The 16,566-nt window shown below is 69.8% G+C and carries 16 protein-coding genes; 6 read left to right on the top strand and 10 right to left on the bottom strand.

Going from position 1 to position 16,566, the window contains the following annotated elements; all coding sequences use genetic code 11:
* Positions 1–2 precede the first annotated feature (2 nt).
* Both NK1_RS31480 and NK1_RS31485 read left to right on the top strand, forming a co-directional pair.
* Positions 3–734 (top strand): glucose 1-dehydrogenase, encoded by a 732-nt coding sequence (locus NK1_RS31480; RefSeq protein ID WP_063014664.1) that lies wholly within the window; start codon positions 3–5, stop codon positions 732–734.
* 17 nt (positions 735–751) lie between these two features.
* The gene (locus tag NK1_RS31485) at positions 752–1,573 is read left to right on the top strand and encodes an SDR family NAD(P)-dependent oxidoreductase (protein WP_063014644.1); all 822 of its coding nucleotides are present in this window, start codon (positions 752–754) and stop codon (positions 1,571–1,573) included.
* Between the two features lie 132 nt (positions 1,574–1,705).
* Here the strand turns inward: NK1_RS31485 and NK1_RS31490 are convergent, their stop codons facing one another.
* Positions 1,706–3,409 carry an AMP-binding protein gene (locus NK1_RS31490; RefSeq protein WP_157104539.1) on the bottom strand — a complete coding sequence of 568 codons (1,704 nt, stop codon included), beginning with the start codon at positions 3,407–3,409 and terminating at the stop codon, positions 1,706–1,708.
* 277 nt (positions 3,410–3,686) lie between these two features.
* On the opposite strand from NK1_RS31490, the gene NK1_RS31495 reads away from it, so the two are divergent.
* Both NK1_RS31495 and NK1_RS31500 read left to right on the top strand, forming a co-directional pair.
* On the top strand, positions 3,687–5,816 hold the full coding sequence (locus NK1_RS31495) for a pyruvate, phosphate dikinase (RefSeq protein ID WP_063906165.1): 2,130 nt from the start codon (positions 3,687–3,689) through the stop codon (positions 5,814–5,816).
* On the top strand, positions 5,806–6,588 hold the full coding sequence (locus NK1_RS31500; protein ID WP_167354333.1) for a tyrosine-protein phosphatase: 783 nt from the start codon (positions 5,806–5,808) through the stop codon (positions 6,586–6,588). Before NK1_RS31495 ends, NK1_RS31500 begins: the two co-directional genes overlap by 11 nt.
* Before the next feature lie 8 nt (positions 6,589–6,596).
* Here the strand turns inward: NK1_RS31500 and NK1_RS31505 are convergent, their stop codons facing one another.
* Positions 6,597–6,782: a hypothetical protein gene (locus tag NK1_RS31505; RefSeq protein WP_036499560.1), complete on the bottom strand. Its 186-nt coding sequence runs from the start codon at positions 6,780–6,782 to the stop codon at positions 6,597–6,599.
* Positions 6,783–6,910: 128 nt separating this feature from the next.
* Between NK1_RS31505 and NK1_RS31510 the strand changes: the two genes are divergently transcribed.
* Positions 6,911–7,360 (top strand): thioredoxin family protein, encoded by a 450-nt coding sequence (locus NK1_RS31510; RefSeq protein WP_063014648.1) that lies wholly within the window; start codon positions 6,911–6,913, stop codon positions 7,358–7,360.
* Here the strand turns inward: NK1_RS31510 and NK1_RS31515 are convergent.
* The 5 genes from NK1_RS31515 to NK1_RS31530 form a co-directional block, all read right to left on the bottom strand.
* Positions 7,357–7,608 carry a cold-shock protein gene (locus NK1_RS31515; protein ID WP_063014650.1) on the bottom strand — a complete coding sequence of 84 codons (252 nt, stop codon included), beginning with the start codon at positions 7,606–7,608 and terminating at the stop codon, positions 7,357–7,359. The two genes, NK1_RS31510 and NK1_RS31515, sit on opposite strands and share 4 nt — an antisense overlap.
* A 12-nt stretch (positions 7,609–7,620) precedes the next feature.
* Entirely contained in the window at positions 7,621–7,887 is a 267-nt protein-coding gene (locus tag NK1_RS36270; RefSeq protein ID WP_369689836.1) for an isochorismatase family protein, read from the bottom strand.
* The gene (locus NK1_RS31520; protein WP_369689835.1) at positions 7,827–8,225 is read right to left on the bottom strand and encodes an isochorismatase family protein; all 399 of its coding nucleotides are present in this window, start codon (positions 8,223–8,225) and stop codon (positions 7,827–7,829) included. The genes NK1_RS36270 and NK1_RS31520 overlap by 61 nt, the downstream gene beginning before the upstream one ends.
* 89 nt (positions 8,226–8,314) lie before the next feature.
* On the bottom strand, positions 8,315–9,298 hold the full coding sequence (locus NK1_RS31525) for a GlxA family transcriptional regulator (RefSeq protein WP_063014652.1): 984 nt from the start codon (positions 9,296–9,298) through the stop codon (positions 8,315–8,317).
* Between the two features lie 60 nt (positions 9,299–9,358).
* Positions 9,359–10,747 carry an MFS transporter gene (locus NK1_RS31530; RefSeq protein ID WP_063014654.1) on the bottom strand — a complete coding sequence of 463 codons (1,389 nt, stop codon included), beginning with the start codon at positions 10,745–10,747 and terminating at the stop codon, positions 9,359–9,361.
* A gap of 71 nt (positions 10,748–10,818) precedes the next feature.
* Between NK1_RS31530 and NK1_RS31535 the strand changes: the two genes are divergently transcribed.
* A complete protein-coding gene (locus tag NK1_RS31535; protein WP_063014656.1) occupies positions 10,819–11,841 on the top strand; it encodes a GlxA family transcriptional regulator in 1,023 nt (340 codons plus the stop codon).
* Between the two features lie 37 nt (positions 11,842–11,878).
* Here NK1_RS31535 and NK1_RS31540 read toward each other — a convergent pair whose 3' ends face one another.
* From NK1_RS31540 to NK1_RS31550, 3 genes are all read right to left on the bottom strand, one after another.
* Positions 11,879–13,354, bottom strand: coding sequence for an FAD-dependent oxidoreductase (locus NK1_RS31540; RefSeq protein ID WP_063014657.1), 1,476 nt, complete (start codon positions 13,352–13,354; stop codon positions 11,879–11,881).
* A gap of 74 nt (positions 13,355–13,428) precedes the next feature.
* On the bottom strand, positions 13,429–14,361 hold the full coding sequence (locus NK1_RS31545) for a tyrosine-protein phosphatase (protein WP_245660967.1): 933 nt from the start codon (positions 14,359–14,361) through the stop codon (positions 13,429–13,431).
* Positions 14,362–14,451: 90 nt separating this feature from the next.
* The coding region (locus NK1_RS31550; protein WP_063014659.1) for a PEP-utilizing enzyme at positions 14,452–16,566 on the bottom strand (2,115 nt) is incomplete at its 5' end.

A 16,566-nucleotide genomic window follows, 5' to 3' on the forward strand; every position in this document is an offset into this window, starting at 1 on the left:
TCATGGGCAGGATCGACGGTAGAACGGTCGTCGTCACCGGTGCGGCCCGGGGCATGGGTGCGGCGTTCGCGCAGCGGCTCGTCTCCGAGGGCGCCTCGGTCGTGATCACCGATGTGCTGGCGGAGGAAGGTAGGCAGACCGCCGCGCGGCTGGGCGGCGCGGCCCTGTTCGTCCACCACGACGTGACCGACGAATCCGCGTGGAACGACGTCGTCGCGCAGGCGGAATCGGCGTTCGGCCCCGTCTCGGGCCTGGTGAACAACGCCGGAATCGTGCACGTGGATCCGATCGAAACGCTCGCCGAAGCGGACTACCGCAAGGTGATCGACGTCAATCAGGTGGGTGTCTTTCTCGGCATGAAGGCCGTGGTGGGATCGATGCGACGTGCCGGTGGCGGGTCGATCGTGAACATCTCCTCGGTCGGCGGCATCATCGGCTTCTCGAACATCCTCGGCTACACCGCCTCCAAATGGGCGGTACGCGGTATGACCAAAACCGCGGCACAGGAGTTCGGGCCCATGGGAATTCGCGTCAACTCGGTGCATCCGGGTGTGGTGATGACCGAAATGACCAGCGATTCGGCGCGCTCGAATTCGATGTTCCACGATCAGCCGCTGGCACGTCCCGGCACCCCCGAGGAATTGGCGAATCTGGTGCTGTTCCTCATCTCCGACGAGTCCGGTTACAGCACCGGTTCGGAATTCGTCGCCGACGGCGGATTCACCTCCCACTGACACAAAGGATTTCCGCGGTGAAGAATTTCGCAGGTAAGACCGCCGTGATCACCGGCGCCGGCGCCGGTATCGGCCGGGCGCTGGCCCTGGAGCTGGCCGGCCACGGCGCTCGCCTGGCCCTGTCCGGCCGCAATATCGACAATGTCGCCGAGACCGCCGCGCTGTGCGAGAAGAAGGGCGCCCGCGCCCGCGCCTACCGGCTCGACGTCACCGACCGGGACGCGGTGTATGCCCACGCCGACCAGGTGGCGGGCGATTTCGGCGGGGTGAACATCGTGGTCAACAACGCGGGTGTGTCACTGACCGCCAGCACCGAAGAGGTCAGCTGGGACGATTTCGAATGGATCGTCAACATCAACTTCTGGGGTGTGGCCTACGGGACGAAAGCCTTTCTGCCGCACGTGATCGCCTCCGGTGACGGCGCGATCGTCAATGTGTCGAGCATGTTCGGCCTGGCCGCCTGCCCGACCCAGGGTGCCTACAACGCGACGAAGTTCGCGATCCGGGGTTTCACCGACGCGCTGCGCCAGGAAATGAAGATCGCCGGGCACAACGTCGCGGTGAGCTGCGTCCATCCCGGCATGATCCAGACCGAGATCGCGTGGAAGGCGCGCGCGGGCGCCACCCGCGATCGCGACGCGCTGGCCGCCAACTTCGACCGGCTCGCCAAGACCAGTCCGGAACAGGCCGCCAAGGCGATCGTCGACGGCATCCGCAAGGACAAGGCGAAGGTGCTGATCGGCAACGACGCCCGGATGATCGATCTGCTGCCGCGCATCTTCGGCTCCGGATATCAGAAGATCCTCACCGCGCAGATGCGCAACGAAGTCAGCAAGTAGGCCACGGCCGGGTCGGTGATCGCGGGAATCGCCGGCCCGGGGCTCCGGTCCGGACGCTGCGGGGCGTGAGCCGGCAGCGCCGGTCGAGGTCGGCCCGCCCCGCGCTTCGTCACGGACCGCAGCATCCTTTTGTCAAGGTGTGCAACGCAAGTGGCGCTTGTCCACCTTGCCCGCAGTCGTGCGCGGCAACCGGTCGACTATCCGCACCGTGCGCGGAATCTTGTATCCGGCCAAGCGGGTGCGACACCACGCGAGCAGACCGTCCGCGTCGAACGGCGCCGTCCCGGAGGGAACCACGAAGGCGGCGCCGACCTCTCCGAGGCGCTCGTCGGGTACACCGACGACCGCCACCTCGGCGATGCCCGGATAGTGGCGCAGCGTCTGTTCGACCTCGGCCGGATAGACGTTGAACCCGCCGACGATGAACATATCCTCGAGCCGGTCGGTGACCCGCAGCCAACCGCCGGCGTCGAGGGCGCCGATATCGCCCGTACGCAGCCAGCCCTCCGGGTCGACGGCAGCGGCGGTGGCGGCGGGGTCGTCGAGATATCCGCACATCACGTTCGGTCCGCGCACCACGATCCGGCCGGGCGTACCGGCCGGCACGTCGCGGCCGTCGGCATCCAGGATTCGAATCTCGCTGCCCGGCAACGCTTTACCCACGGTGTGGGCGGTGCGCTCGATATCGGTGCCGGGCGGGCAGACCGCGACCACGCCGACCGATTCGGTGAGACCGTAGGCGGTGAACACCTGATCGGCTCCGAGGTCGGCACGCATCCGGGCGATCAGCTCCGCCGGAATCGCGGTGCCGCCGGTGCCGGCCAGTCGCAGCGCCGGAAACGACCGACCTGCCGCGAGCAGATCGAGAAAAATCGTCGGCGGGCCGGCGAGGACGGTGATCCGCTCGGCCGTCATGAGATCCGCCGCGGATCGCGCATCGAACACCGGCACGGGAAACATGGTGGCCGCCCGCGACAGGCAAGCCACGATGCCGGCCTTGTATCCGAAGGTGTGCGAGAACGGATTCGGCAGCAGGCAGCGGTCGCCGTGGCGCAGGGTGACCGCGCTCGCCCACCGGTCCAGCACGGTCAGGGTTTGCCGATGGGTGGTGAGCACCCCTTTGGGGGAGCCCGTCGTGCCGGAGGTGAAGAGGATGTCACTGATGGCGTCGGAAGGTAGTGCGGCCATTCGTGTTTCGGCATCCGACAACCGGATTCGAGCGGCGTCGGCGATGAAGTCTTGCCAGCCGATCGGTGCGCTCTCGCGCCGATCGCGCGAACGAGCAGCGCATCCATCGGGTTCGTGCCGGTCGCGCCGCCGGTGCCCCGAACCGGTGACCGACTGGGCAGCGCCGGTTGGCGAGTCCCGATCGTCGTCGGACTTCGACGGGGAAGTGGCGCTGTCGTCCGTGGCATGCGTGCCGGTCAGCAGGACCGTGAATTCCAGGTCCGGCAAGGGGCCCTGATCCGCCAGCAGGCTCGGATAGTCGATGCCCAGGAATCCCCGCACCGTGAACAGCCCACGGCATCGGGTGCGGCGCAGAATGTCCGCCGCCTCCGGTCCGCGCAGCCGGGTGCCGATCGGCACCAGGGTGGCGCCCGCGCCGAGCAGGCCCACGGCGGTCACGATCCAGCGGGCGCTGTTGGGCGCCCAGATCGCGACCCGATCGCCGGCGGCCACCCCGCGGGCCATCGCCGCGCGGGTCACCCGTTGCGCCTCGGCGTGGAGGTCGGCGTAGGTGAGGCGGGTGCGGCCCTCGACGATCGCGACGGTCGACCCGTTCCGGCGTGCCTGTGCGGATACCAGAGCCGGAATCGTCGCGGGCTCCGCCGTCATCTCTTCGCACACCATCGCTGTCCGGATACACACACTGTGGAACACATTCGCCGGCCGCCGGTCCGGCGGTCCACGGCCCATGGTGCCGCAGGCTGGTGCCGCGCAGGTCGTTCGCACACCGCCAGTCCCGGTGAGTGGTATCGCGAGCGGGCCGGCGGTTCCCGCATCCGCTGAGCGGGACCATCGCTACTGGCCGAGGACGGTCGGGCGGCACTCTCGAAGGATGACCGGGGCGGCAGGGGGTTCGATGCCCCGATGGATGGACCGAAGGAGTGACATGACCGCGGGTGCGGAGCTGGCCCAACGATCGGAAACCGTCGTCGGACTGGACGGCAACTGCCCGCTGTCGCGGGACCGGATCGGTGGCAAGGCCTGGAGTATCAACCACATGCGCGGGCTCGGGCTGCCGGTGCCGCCGGCATTCGTGCTCACCACCGACGCCTGGCGTGATTTCACCGAGCGCGGCGCGATCGCCGACGACATCTGGCGGGCGGTCTGCGACGGCGTCGCCATGCTCGAGCACGGCACCGGCCGCACCTTCGGCTCGATCCGCCGGCCGCTGCTGGTCTCCGTGCGCTCGGGCGCGGCCGTGAGCATGCCCGGCATGATGGACACCGTTCTCAACCTCGGCATCAACGACGGCGTCGAACAGGCGCTCGCCGCGGCGACCGGCAGCGCCGGCTATGCCGCCGACACCCATCGGCGTTTCCGGGCGCAGTATCGCGAGACGGTGCTGCAGTCACCCGACGGCGCGGTGCCGGCGGACCCGTGGGAACAGCTGCGCGCGGCGATCACCGCGGTGTTCCGGTCGTGGGATTCGGTGCGCGCCAAGGCGTATCGCCGCAACCGCGGCGTGTCCGACGACCTCGGCACCGCGGTCACCGTGCAGGCGATGGTGTTCGGCAACCTCGACGCCGCGTCCGGGACGGGCGTGCTGTTCAGCCGCAACCCCAATACCGGCGACGGGCCGGCCTACGGCGAATGGCTGGTCGGCGGGCAGGGCGAGGACGTGGTGTCGGGCCGCACCACACCGCGGCCGCTGAGCGACCTCGCCGCCACCCAGCCCCAGGTGCACGATCGGCTGATCGCCGCCGCGGAACTGCTCGAACGCGACGGGCGCGATATCCAGGACATCGAATTCACCGTCGAATCCGGCGCGTTGTGGATGCTGCAGTCGCGTCCGGCGAAGCGTTCGGCGCGGGCGGCGGTGCGAGCCGCGGTCGCGATGGCGGAGGAAGGCCTGATTACCGCGGCGGAGGCGCTGCAGCGGGTCGGGGCCGAGCAGATTCGCGCCGTCCTGCAGCCCGCCACCACGGCGGCGGACGCGGGCGAGGCGCTGGCCCGGGGCGAATCCGCCTGCCCAGGTCTGGCTTTCGGTGTCGTGGTCACCGATCCCGACGAGGCGGAAGCGCGCGCGGCGGCGGGCGAGAACGTCGTCCTGGTCCGGCCGACGACCAGTCCCGATGATCTGCCCGGCATGATCGCGGCCCGCGCGGTGGTCACCGAATTGGGTGGCACCACCTCGCACGCGGCCCTGGTGAGCCGGGAACTCGGCCGGCCGTGTGTGGTCGGATGTGGACCGGGTGTCGTGGACGCGCTCGCGGGACGCACTGTCACGGTCGACGGCGGCGCCGGTGTGGTGTGGGCGGGCGAGGTCGCCGGTGGAGATGTCGACGGCGCGGTCCTCGACGATGTGCGCAGACTCGCCGACTGGGCGGGGGTCGCACCCGATGACCTCGCGGGAGCCCTCGCCGGCGATGCGGAAGTCGTTGTGGCACAGGCGGTTGTCCGGCAAGTGAGCGAGCTGGAACTGCTGCGCCTGATCGGTGTGAAGGGCCGGGTGCGCGGTGACGCGGTGGCCGCCAGCCTGGGCGGCGACACCGACGAGGTGAGCGCACGGTGTGCGGAGCTGGTGGCGGGCGGATTGTGCGCCGACACCCCCGCGGGTGTGCGGCTGACGCCCGACGGGCGCCATCGCCTGGGCGAGTTGCTGTCCGTCGAGCGCGGCGAGGTCGACACCGCCGCGATGGCCGCCGCCTACGAGGACTTCTGCGTGGTCAACGCCGAGCTGAAGGAAATCGTGACCGCGTGGCAGATGAAGGACGCGGCCACACCCAACGACCACGGGGACGCCGAATACGATGCGGCGGTGCTGGACCGGCTCACCGAACTGCACACCCGGGTGCGCCCCCTGGCCGAGCGGCTGGGATCGATCGCACCGCGGCTGGCCCGGTATCGCGAGCGGCTGGAGACGGCGGTCGAGCGGATCGCCGCCGGTGATCACGCCTGGGTGGCGCGGCCGATCATGGACAGCTACCACACCGTGTGGTTCGAACTGCACGAAGATCTGATCGGGCTGTGCGGGCTCAGCCGTGCCGACGAAGCGGCGGCCGGCCGTGCCGAGTAATCCGATCGCCCAGGAATTCGACGCGACCCGGCGCTGGGTCGACTTCGAGGAAATCGACAACGTCCGCGATCTCGGCGGACTGCCGGTCGAGGGCCGCGGTACGACCCGATTCGGCGTGGCGCTGCGGTCGAGCACCCTGCAGCAGGCGACCGAGGCGGATGTGGCGCTGCTGCTGGGCTCGGTCGGGATGCGTACCCTGATCGACCTGCGGCTGCCCGACGAAGTGGAACGGGAAGGGTACGGCCTGCTGGCCGCCGCGGCGATCGAGAAGGTGAATCTGCCGGTCCGCAAATCGGCGCAATCCTCCCTCGCCGCACGGGATCTGGTGCCGGACAAGACGCGCGTGGATCTGGCGCAGCTGTACGGACAGCTGCTCGCCGGCAGTCCGGAGGAGATCGTCGCCGCGGCGCGGCTGGTCGCCGATGCCGACCGGCAGGCGGTCGTATTCCATTGCGCGGCAGGTAAGGACCGCACCGGGGTGCTGGCGGCGGTACTGCTCGATGCGGTGGGCGTGGCGCCGGAGGTGATCGCGGCGGACTACGCCCTCACCAATGAGCGGATGACGCGGGTACGCAACCGGCTCGACGCGCTGAACTCCTATTCCGGGCTGCCGCCGACGAGTACCGGAATTCTGGCCGTCGAAGCGGCGGTGATGCTGCGATTCCTCGACGACCTGCGGCGTGACCACGGCGGTGCCGCCCGCTGGCTACGCGAGCACGGGCTGACGGCCGAGGAGCTGACGATGTTGCGGTACGCCCTGGTCACCGGGTAGTGAAACCCTCACCGCGAATAATCGCGGAAGGTCATCACGAAGGCGGGTGCCGCGATCATGACGAGCAGGATGTAGGCCAGGACCTGCAGGCCGACATACGGCAGCTCGTGCACCCAGATACCCAGGATCAGAACGCCCAACAGCAGCACTACGCCGTAGAGCGGTGTTCGTTGCGGGTGGTCGCCCATACCCATAACTCCACGATACCCAGCCGGGCCGCCGTCCGACAGCGCTCGGCGGACGCCGCCCCGTCGAGCCCTGCTGTGACCGGCGATCCGTGGGAGAATCCGGACTCGACGATGGCCGACGCCGGGAGGAACCCATGCCCACCCAACCGTTGACCCAGCAGAACTTCGAGCAGGTGATCGCGACCCATGCGATCGTGCTCGTCGACTTCTGGGCCTCCTGGTGCGGTTGGTGCACCCGCTTCGCCCCGATCTTCGCCGACTCCGCGGCCGCGCACCCGGAGATCGTGCACGCCACCGTCGACACCGAGGCGGAGCAGGCCCTCACCGCCGCCGCCCAGATCAGCAGCCTGCCGACCCTCGTCGCCTTCCGCGAGGGCCTGCTCGTGTACTCCAATCCGGGCTTCCAGACCGCCGCCCAGTTGGAAGAGGTCATCCAGCAGATCCGCTGGCTCGACATGGACGAGATGCGCCGCCAACTCGGCGCCCAGATCCCGGCGGTCACCCCGCCGGCCCCGCCCATGGCCCGCGCGGGAGCCGCCACCGGCCGCCCGAACTACGGCTGGCCGGGTCTGAGCCCAGGCTAGGCCCCGGCCGCGCTGTGATGATCGGCGCCGTCGACGCGGCGAACTCGGGTAGCGCGGTATCGAAAACTGTCCTGCTGTGCGGGCTCGTAGTCGAACTCCACGCGCTCACCCGCCTCGAGCGATCGGAAACCTTCGCCCTCGATCGCGCTGAAATGCACCCAGGCGTCGCAGCCGTCCGGCAGTTCCGCCGCGGCTATCGCGCCCCAGCCCTTCTCCGGCCGGAAGAATTTCACGGTCCCGATCGTCATCTCTCCATCGTGTCAGTCGATCAGGCTCGCGATCGTGGGAGCGACGCGTCCGAACAGGTCGCTGATCGTGGTCAGCGCCGCCGCGTGCACCGCCTCCGCCGACAAGGGGGTTCCGTCCGGGGCGGCCAGGGCGCGGGTGGCGCAGGCCTCGGCGACGACGGTGGGGTGGTAGCCGCGGATGAACGCGCCCTGCGCGGTGAACGCGACGCACATGTGGGTCATGAATCCGGCCAGGACCAGATCCGGGCCGGCAGTCGTGCGCCGCAGGATGTCGTGCAGGTCCGTCTCGTGGAAGGCATCGGGAAGGTCTTGACCACCACCGGTTCTCCCGCGACGGGAGCGACCTCGGCGATGATCGCCCCGATATCGGAGCCGACGTCGTAGGGGGTGCCGGGGCCGCCGTCGTTGACGATGTGCACGACGGGGCGGTGCAGTGCACGGGCCGCGGCCAGCAGCCGGGCGCCGGCCGCGAGTGCCGCATCGGCCTCGGGAAGCCGCATCACCCCCTCGCGGTAGGTGTTCTGGAAATCGATCATGACGACCGTGGCATCGGCCAGGCGGGGCAGCTCGTCGTCGAGGCCGACGACCCGGCGCAGGGGAGTGGCGACGGCGGACATGGTTACCTTCTTTCCTTGGGGGACAGGGTGTTTCGGACAGGGGTGAGCGCCGGACCGGGCAGGCGCCCGGTCCGGTCGTGGCGGGGAGATCAGGCGGAGGTGCGGAATCGCCGGCGGTACGCGCCGGGGTTGGTGCCCAGCCGCCGCAGGAACGCCCGGTGCAGGGTCTCCACCGAGCCCAGTCCGGCGGACCGGGCAACGCGCGAGAGCGGGAAGTCGCTGGTTTCCAGTAACCGTCGCGCCGACTCGACGCGCGCGGCTTCGACGTAGGCGGCCACGGTGAGCCCCATCTCCTGCCGGAATACTCGCGCGAAATGCCTTTCGCTCAGGCACATTCGGTTCGCCAGAGCCGCGGCGGACAGATCGGCGTCGAGATTCTCCGCGATGTAGGTGCGCAGTTGTTCGATATCGCGGCGGGCCGGTGCCGGTCGGCTCAGCGGCACACTGAACTGACTCTGGCCGCCCTGCCGGCGCAGATAGACGACGAGTTGCCGGGCGACCGACAACGCCAGGTCCTCACCGTGGTCGTCGGCGACCAGTGCCATGCTGAGATCCAGGCAGGCGCTGATTCCCGCGCCGGTCCACACCCGGCCCGAGCGCACGAAGATCGGATCCGGATCCACCACGACCCGTGGATGGTCCGCGGCCAGCTGTCCGGCCGTCGACCAATGGGTGGTGGCCGTCCTCCCGTCCAGCAGTCCGGCGGCGGCCAGCAGATGCGCACCCTCACACACCGACGCGATCCGGCCGGTGCGCGGCGCGACCTCGCGCAGCCAGCGCACCACATCGTCGTCGATTCGCGCGACCGGGCCGGTCGGGGTCGGATCCACCGCGCCCGGCACGATGAGTGTGTCGATGCCCGTGCCGATGTCGTCGAAGGCCAGATCGGTGAGTATCCGGACACCGGCCGAGGTACGCACCACACCTCGATCCGATCCGGCCAGTAACACCTCGTAGTCGGCGCTACCGCCGCTTTCCCGATTGGCTAGTGCGAACACCTCCGCCGGCCCGGTGACGTCGAGCAGATCCACGTCCGGAAAGGCCGCGATAACCACACGATGCTTCGATGACATGCCTCCCATCCTCTGGGTTACCGGGTAGCGATCGCAACGACGGATCACTGTCGGATCCGGTCATGTACGAGGACGGAACGCCCATCCGGCTCCCGCCGCCAGCAATCCCATGGCTGCCATATAGAGCCAGCCGGCGCGGAAATCGGCGAGGTCGTAGCCCGCGGTGCGGCTGAGGATCGCGGTCAGCACGGCGACGCCGAGTGCCGACGCGGTCTGGCGCGCCATCATCAGCGTGCCCGAGCCCAGCGACAACTGATCCGGCGGCAGCAGCGACGAGGCGCCGAACAGCGGCGGTTGCAGCAGGGCCGTACTGATGCCCGCGAGCACGGCTCCCGGCAGGAAGACCAGCGGATACGATGCGCCGCAACCGCTCAGGGCGATCCACCACCCCGCGCCCGCCGCGATGGCGAGCCCACCCAGTGCGGCCGAGGCACGGGCGCCGATACGAGCGACGACGCGGCCGGACAGTGGTGACACCAGCAGGCAGCTGATCGGAATCGGTGCGATACCGAGGCTGGCTCGCAGTTCGGAGTAATGCCATTGCGCGGTGAGGTACAGGGTGCCCGAGAGCAAGAGAGCCGCGAAGGCCAGGTAGTAGCAGAACACGCCGAGGGTGGCGATACGAAACATGCTGTGCCGCAGCACTGCCGGACTCACCACCGGATCGGGGTGGTGGCGCACGTGGTAGGTGAACGCCGCCGCGAGAGCGATCGCTGCGGCCAGTGTGCCCAGTGTGGCCGCCGACCCGTATCCCCATGCCGCGCCCTGGACGAAGACGGTGGTCAGCGCCGCGGTGGCGCCGAGAATCAGTGCGGCGCCGAGCAGGTCGAGCCGGCGCCGCACGCGCGCCCGGATGTCGGGCAGCACCCGCGACCCGACAGCGAGCGCGGCCAGCGTGATCGGCACGTTCAGCCAGAAGATCCACCGCCAGCCCCATTCGAGCAGCAGACCGCCGATCACCGGGCCGCTGCTGGCGCCCGCCGCGGCGATCGCGGTCCAGATGCCCATCACCGTCGGATGTTCTCGCACGTCGAAGGAGGGCAGCACCAGTCCGAGGCCGGTGGGAACCAGCAGCGCCGCCGCCGCGGCCTGCACGACCCGCGCGGCGATCAACACGATCAGTGTCGGCGCGACCGCGCAGCCGATCGACGCGACGCCGAAAAGCGTGATCCCGATGAGGAATCCACGCCGGCGCCCGGTGTCGTCGGCGAGACGGCCCGCGGGGACCAGCAACGCGGCCATCACGATGGTGTAGGCGTTGAGCACCCAGGACACCGTGTTCGGGGAGGCGCCGGCGAACGAGGTCTGCAGGGTCGGGAAGGCGACGGTGACCGCGAAGAGGTCGAGGATCGCGAGAAATTGCGCGACGCTCGCCACCGCCAGAACCCGCCACCGCCGCGGCGATTCGGTGAGCGGCGCATCCGCGCGAGCATTGGCCGTAAGAGTCATGAATGCAACTATTCAGCCGCCGGATCGCGAGATCGAGTGGCAGAAGAGCCAATATGCGCTAGATTTCTGACATGACTGCGGACACGGTATGCGAATCCCGACAACCCGGAACGGTGGCGGTCGCGGTGGCGCCGGGCCAGCCGGTGTTCGAGGTCGCGATCCCGTACCAGGTGTTCTTCGAACCGCCGCCGGGGATCGATGCCGAGAACTGGTATCGGCTGCGGCTGTGCGGCCCTCGCGGCACCCGGCACGCGACGCTGCGCGATCCGTTCGTCACGCTGACCGATTACGACTACGACGATCTGATCGCCGCCGACACCGTCGTCGTGCCCGCGACCCCGAATGTGCGCGAGGATCCGCCCGCCGAACTGGTGGCGGCGGTGCGGGCGGCCTACGAGGCGGGAGCGCGCATCGCGGCATTGTGTTCGGGCGCTTTCGTTCTCGCGGCGGCCGGCCTGCTCGACGGCCGCCGCATGACCACGCATTGGAAACATGTCCCGACGCTGCTGGAACGGTATCCACACCTCGATGTCGACGCGAGCGTCCTCTACATCGACGACGGGCGGATCCTCACCAGTGCGGGAACCATGGCCGGGATGGATCTGTGTATCCACCTGATCCGCAAAGACCTCGGTTCCCACGTCGCCAATGCCGCGGCGCGCGGGCTGGTGGTGCCGCCGCACCGCGCGGGCGGGCAGGCGCAGTATCTGCGGAATCCGGTGCCGCTCGACGCCGCCGATCCCGGCGTGGCCGCGACCCTGCAGTGGGCGCTCACCCGGCTCGACACCGTGCTGACCGTCGGCGACCTGGCCCGCCACAGCGGACTCAGCGAGCGGACCCTGGCCCGCCGGTTCCATGCCGAACTCGGTACGACACCACTGCGCTGGCTGCTCACCCAGCGCATCATCCGGGCCCGGGAGTTGCTGGAAACCACCGACTTCGCCGTCGACGTGGTGGCCGAACGCTGTGGCCTCGGCAGTGCGGCGAATCTGCGCGCCCACTTCGGCCGCGAGGTGGGTGTGTCACCGAGCGAATACCGTCGCTCGCACCGGAGCAATCGGCACGAGGTGGTCGTCGCGGCGGAACACGCGTAGACCGGCGCGGCGACAGGCGCCGGTCCGTCGCCGGCGACTAACCCTGTGCCGCAGTGACTCCCGCGCGCCGGCCGAAGAACGTTCCGTCGCCGAGCGACGTCCCGCTGATATAGCCCTGTCCGTGCAGATTGACCGCCGCCCGACCGGCGGCGAACAGTCCGGGCATGACGGCACCATCGATATCCAGGACCCGGCCGTGCGCGTCGGTGTGCAGTCCGCCGAGCGTGAACACCGACGCGCCGGTGCCGCGGCGGTCGCCGGCTTCGGCGGGCGGGCGAATCCCGGCCCGCACATCGATGGCCGCCAGCGGGGTACGCAGCGGGCGTAACCACCGCGCCGCCTTGTGCTGATCGGGATCCGTTCCGGCGGCGGAGAATTCGTTGTAGCGATGCAGCGTCGCGGCCAGCGCGCCCGGCGGCAGGCCCATCGCCGCGCCGAGTTCGTCGGCTGTTTCGGCCATATGGGTCGGCTGCACACCCCAGCGTTGTTCTTCCGGCACGGCCTCGAACGCGTCCTCGTCGACCACCACCCACACGTGCATGCCCTGCGTGAACAGCGCCGCCTGGCCGATGCGGCCCGGGTAGGTGTCCTCGTTGACGAAGCGCTGTCCCTTGTCGTTCACCAGAATTCCGCGCGCGGCCAAGCCGGGAATCAGGGAGATTCCCACCTGCCCCGTCGACATGTGCCGCACCGCCGCACCCGCCGCCTGGGCCATCCGGATACCGCTGCCGTCGTCGGTACCGGCGCTGACCTTGGTATGGCCGAGCAGCAGCGGGGCGTGCGCGGCGAGCATCTCGTCGTTGTCGACGAACCCGCCCGTGGTGAGGACACAGCCGCGCCGGACTCGAATCGTCAGCTCCCGGCCGTACTGCCGGCCGACCACGCCGGTGACGGCGCCGTCGCCGGCGAGGATCAGCGCGGTGGCGGCGGTGTCGAAAAGTGTTGTCACACCAGTCGATTCGGTCGCGGCGGTGAGGCACTGCATCAGCAGGCGGCCACCGAAGTCGTTGGCGGTGGGCCGATGTCCGCGCGGGGCGGGGCGGGCGATCTCGGTGAAGGGCCAGCTGTTCTCACCGAGCCACATCAGGCCGTCGTCGGTGGGCGGCACCCAGGCCGGGGCATCCCACAGCGACGGTTTGAACGGTACGCCGCGGTCGACCAGCCAGTGGAAATGCTCGACGCTGTGCTCGCAGTAGTCGGCGATCTTCGCGGTGTCGGCGCCGGGACCGAGGGCGGCGGTCAGGTAGGCGGCCATGTCGGCGGGGGTGTCGTCGAATCCGCAGGCGGTTTGGATCGGGGTGCCGCCGCCGAGGTAGATCTCACCGCCCGACATCGCCGACGAGCCGCCCGGACCGCCCGCACGATCGAGCACCAGCACCTGGGCGCCCGTGCGCGCGGCCTCGAATGCCGCTGCGGCCCCGGCACATCCGTAGCCGACGACCAGTACGTCGGTATCCAGGTCGTAGTGGGTGATCTCGGTCGACGAGCGTGGCGTCACCGAATGAACCGGCATGGTCTGCCTCTCCTCGGCGGCACGCCGCGCTCGACGGTGAGCGCGGCGTGCCGGTGGTCGGATGCGGGGTGGGCTCAGCGGCCCGGCTTGTCCAGCAACTTGGCCTTCAGGGCGTCGACCGTCGCGGCGTCCACACCCAGGCCGTCGGACAGGAATCGATCGAAGGATCCGTACGACTGGCGGACCTGGTCGAAGGAGGCGTCCAGATAATCGGCCTGCACGCCCAGAATCGGCGCGAACAGCGACGGATCGGTGACCAGGCCGCGCTGCACCAGCGCGTCCATCTGCGCCTTGTTGCTCGCGGCCAGATAGTCGTTGGACGCCAGATAATCCTTGTAGATCTGACCCTTGGGCACATCCAGGGCCGACATCAGGATCGCCGTCATCCAGCCGGTGCGGTCCTTACCCGAAGTGCAGTGGTAGAGCACCGCATTCGGGGAACTCGCGATCTCCTTCAGCGCCGCGGAGAACTGCGCCCGCGCCGCACCGTCGGTGACCAGCCAGCGGTAGTAGTCGCGCATGATCTGCGCGGCCTTCCCGTCGCCGAGCTTGTCCTGCTGAACCTGCGGGCCGCCGGCGATGGTGCTCGACACCATGACATAGAAGTCGTTGTTCGGATCCCAGATCGACTGCGCGCTGTAGGGAATCGACGAGGGCAGCTGATCCGGGGCGGCCTTCATCTCGTTCGGGCTCCGGAAGTCGATGGCCTTGCCGATCTGCAGCGACGCCAGCTTCTGCTGATCGGCGGGCGTCAGCCGGTTGAGCGCATCGGAGCGGTAGACCAGGCCGAACCGGATCTTCCCGCCGCCGTGCTGTGTCGGATAACCACCGATATCGCGGGCGTTGGGAGCGGAAATACCCAGGGACTGTTGCTGATCCGACGTGGCCGGCGCGGTATGGACCAGTGGTGGTGCGGCGAATGCCGGGGTGGTCGCGGCGGGCAGGACGGCGATGAGCGCGGCGGCCAGACCGGCCACCGACCCCCGCAGGACATGCGAAATCGGCACGGTGGTGTTCCTTTCCTCGAGGTCCGCCGGATCGACGACGGACCACGTCTGAGCCGCGGAGACATTCGCGCGGCGTCGAATCGGCGAGCCTCAGGCCTGCGCGTCGGCCAGCAGCGTGACGGTTCCGGCGGCGCCGTCGACCCGCACCCGCTGGCCGTCGGACAGACCCGTGCTGGCGGTCTTGGTGTCCACCACGCACGGAATGCCGAACTCGCGGGCCACGATCGCCGCATGTGAGGCCGAGCCGCCGATATCGGTGACCACCGCGGCGGCGTAGGCGAACATCGCGGTATGGCCGGTGTCGGTGACCGAGGCGACCAGGATGTCGCCGGGCTCGATGTCGTCGTCGGAGCTCAGCACCAGTTTCACGGTGCCCTCGACGACACCGGCGCTGACTCCGGTTCCGGTGAGGCTCTCGCCGACCGCGAGCGCCCCCGAGATCGGCTGCGGTTCCCAGCGGCCGACCACCAGATCCGGCATCCGCACCGCCTGCAGTCGCACCCGCTCCTCGCGTCGGCGGGCCACGCGGTCCTTCAGATCCGCAGGTGCCCAGAGCAATTCGTCGAGCGTGAGGAACCAGGCATCGTCGACATTGTTGAGTTCGTGCCGATCGACCAGCCGCGCCGCCAGCTCGCGGGCCGCCATGCGCAAGCAGTTCGTGTAGCGCACCACCGCATCGCGGACGCGTTCCCGCGCGACCGTGGCGCCGACGGCCATCCGCGCGGTGCGCGCGGTCGGCTCGGGAACCGCGTCACGCTTCGGCGCCGGGAGTTCGGCGGCCCGGGCGGCGGCGGTGACCAGCAGTTCGGGGCGGTCGCCGAAGGTCGGGTTGAGGAATTCGCATTCTCCCGGGCCGCGGTGGCCGACCACCGCCAGCTCGGCATCCAGGGCCTGCGCGAAGCGGGCCGAGCGGCTGCGCGCCAGGGCGACATCGCCCGCCCGGGCGGCCTCGTGAACGGCGGGCTCCTCGCGGCAGACCGCGGCCAGCCGTTCCACCGCCAGCATCGGTCGCGCCGATTCCAGGCGGTTCACGTCGATCGGCACGTCCGGGTCGTCCTTGCCCCGTGCGTGCATGGCCGTCGCGGCGCCGACCAGCATGACGCCGATCGAGGCCGCCGCCCAGGACTGATTGAGCCGATCCCGCCACAACAGTGCCCGGGCGTGCAGCTGCGCGTCGGACAGCTTCTCGATATCGGTGTGCGACAGCGCCTCTCGATGTGAGGCGGCGTTGATGGTTTCGGTGGTGGTGCCGAAGCGCAGTGCCGTCGCCAGCACCCGGCCGGTGGCCTTGGCCGTACCCCAGGTGCTACCCAGTCCGGTCGGCATCGGCGGACGGCCCTGGGGTTGCAACGGAACCTCGGGCGGGATGGTGCCGTACACATCGCGGCGGATGCTGTCCTCGTCCCAGCCCGGCATATTGTCCGCGGCGAGGACGCCGATCGAGGCGTTGATGAAGATGTGGTGGCCGAGCACCGAGGTGACGCGGCTGGTCCAATGCTCGAGGGCGATGCCGTCGAGGGCGATCATATGGCCCATCGCGGCGTTGGCGAGCCGGATCGCCCCGGCCTGCAGGTCGATGGTGAGCGGGCTCATCGGACCGGGCAGCGCCTCGGAGGTGTTGGTGGCGGTGTGCACCGGGATGCGCGGATCGACGCGGTCGTCGAATTCGCCCTCCAGGCCCTCGGGGGCGGCGACCTCCAGCGGATGTCCGTCGGACGTCTTCGCGCGCGCGGGAATCACATAGTCGGTCAACGGGATCGCGCCGCGGCGGGCGCGGAAACCGGTGCCGTGCGGGCGGCGGCCGACCAGCCCGCGCACGATGTCCTCGACCACTTCGGGACCGGTCCAGCCGTAGCGGAAATCCCAATCGCCCTGTGCCGCGGCGTGATCGAGATCGGGAAGGCGAACGCCGCCGGTGCCCGGGACGCGAGGCGGAATCCGCAGACCGGCCTTGCGCAGCATCGCCCGCGCCTGCGAGCCGGAAACGTGTTCGGGTGCAACGAGATCCACCACGCCGGTGCGGTCGGAGGTCGTGGCGAGCACGAGGAAGCGTTCCACATCGTCGGTGTGCACCAGCGGAATCCGCTGCGAGCCGCCCGCGTTCAACAGGGTCCGGACCACCGGGCGACTGCCCTCGGTGCGCCGGCCGGCCACCGGGGCGGGACGAACCAGCAACGCCCGCGCGCCGGTGGCCGCGACGGCCGT

The sequence above is a fragment of the Nocardia kruczakiae NBRC 101016 genome, assembly GCF_001612965.1.
GTDB lineage: Bacteria > Actinomycetota > Actinomycetes > Mycobacteriales > Mycobacteriaceae > Nocardia > Nocardia kruczakiae.

What these genes read in the sequence shown, in the direction of transcription:
- NK1_RS31480 (WP_063014664.1), top strand. Translation starts at nt 3, where the DNA reads ATGGGCAGGATCGACGGTAGAACGGTCGTCGTCACCGGTGCGGCCCGG.
- NK1_RS31490 (WP_157104539.1), bottom strand. Translation starts at nt 3,409, where the DNA reads ATGACGGCGGAGCCCGCGACGATTCCGGCTCTGGTATCCGCACAGGCA.
- NK1_RS31495 (WP_063906165.1), top strand. Translation starts at nt 3,687, where the DNA reads ATGACCGCGGGTGCGGAGCTGGCCCAACGATCGGAAACCGTCGTCGGA.
- NK1_RS31505 (WP_036499560.1), bottom strand. Translation starts at nt 6,782, where the DNA reads ATGGGTATGGGCGACCACCCGCAACGAACACCGCTCTACGGCGTAGTG.
- NK1_RS31510 (WP_063014648.1), top strand. Translation starts at nt 6,911, where the DNA reads ATGCCCACCCAACCGTTGACCCAGCAGAACTTCGAGCAGGTGATCGCG.
- NK1_RS31515 (WP_063014650.1), bottom strand. Translation starts at nt 7,608, where the DNA reads ATGACGATCGGGACCGTGAAATTCTTCCGGCCGGAGAAGGGCTGGGGC.
- NK1_RS31520 (WP_369689835.1), bottom strand. Translation starts at nt 8,225, where the DNA reads ATGTCCGCCGTCGCCACTCCCCTGCGCCGGGTCGTCGGCCTCGACGAC.
- NK1_RS31525 (WP_063014652.1), bottom strand. Translation starts at nt 9,298, where the DNA reads ATGTCATCGAAGCATCGTGTGGTTATCGCGGCCTTTCCGGACGTGGAT.
- NK1_RS31530 (WP_063014654.1), bottom strand. Translation starts at nt 10,747, where the DNA reads ATGACTCTTACGGCCAATGCTCGCGCGGATGCGCCGCTCACCGAATCG.
- NK1_RS31535 (WP_063014656.1), top strand. Translation starts at nt 10,819, where the DNA reads ATGACTGCGGACACGGTATGCGAATCCCGACAACCCGGAACGGTGGCG.
- NK1_RS31540 (WP_063014657.1), bottom strand. Translation starts at nt 13,354, where the DNA reads ATGCCGGTTCATTCGGTGACGCCACGCTCGTCGACCGAGATCACCCAC.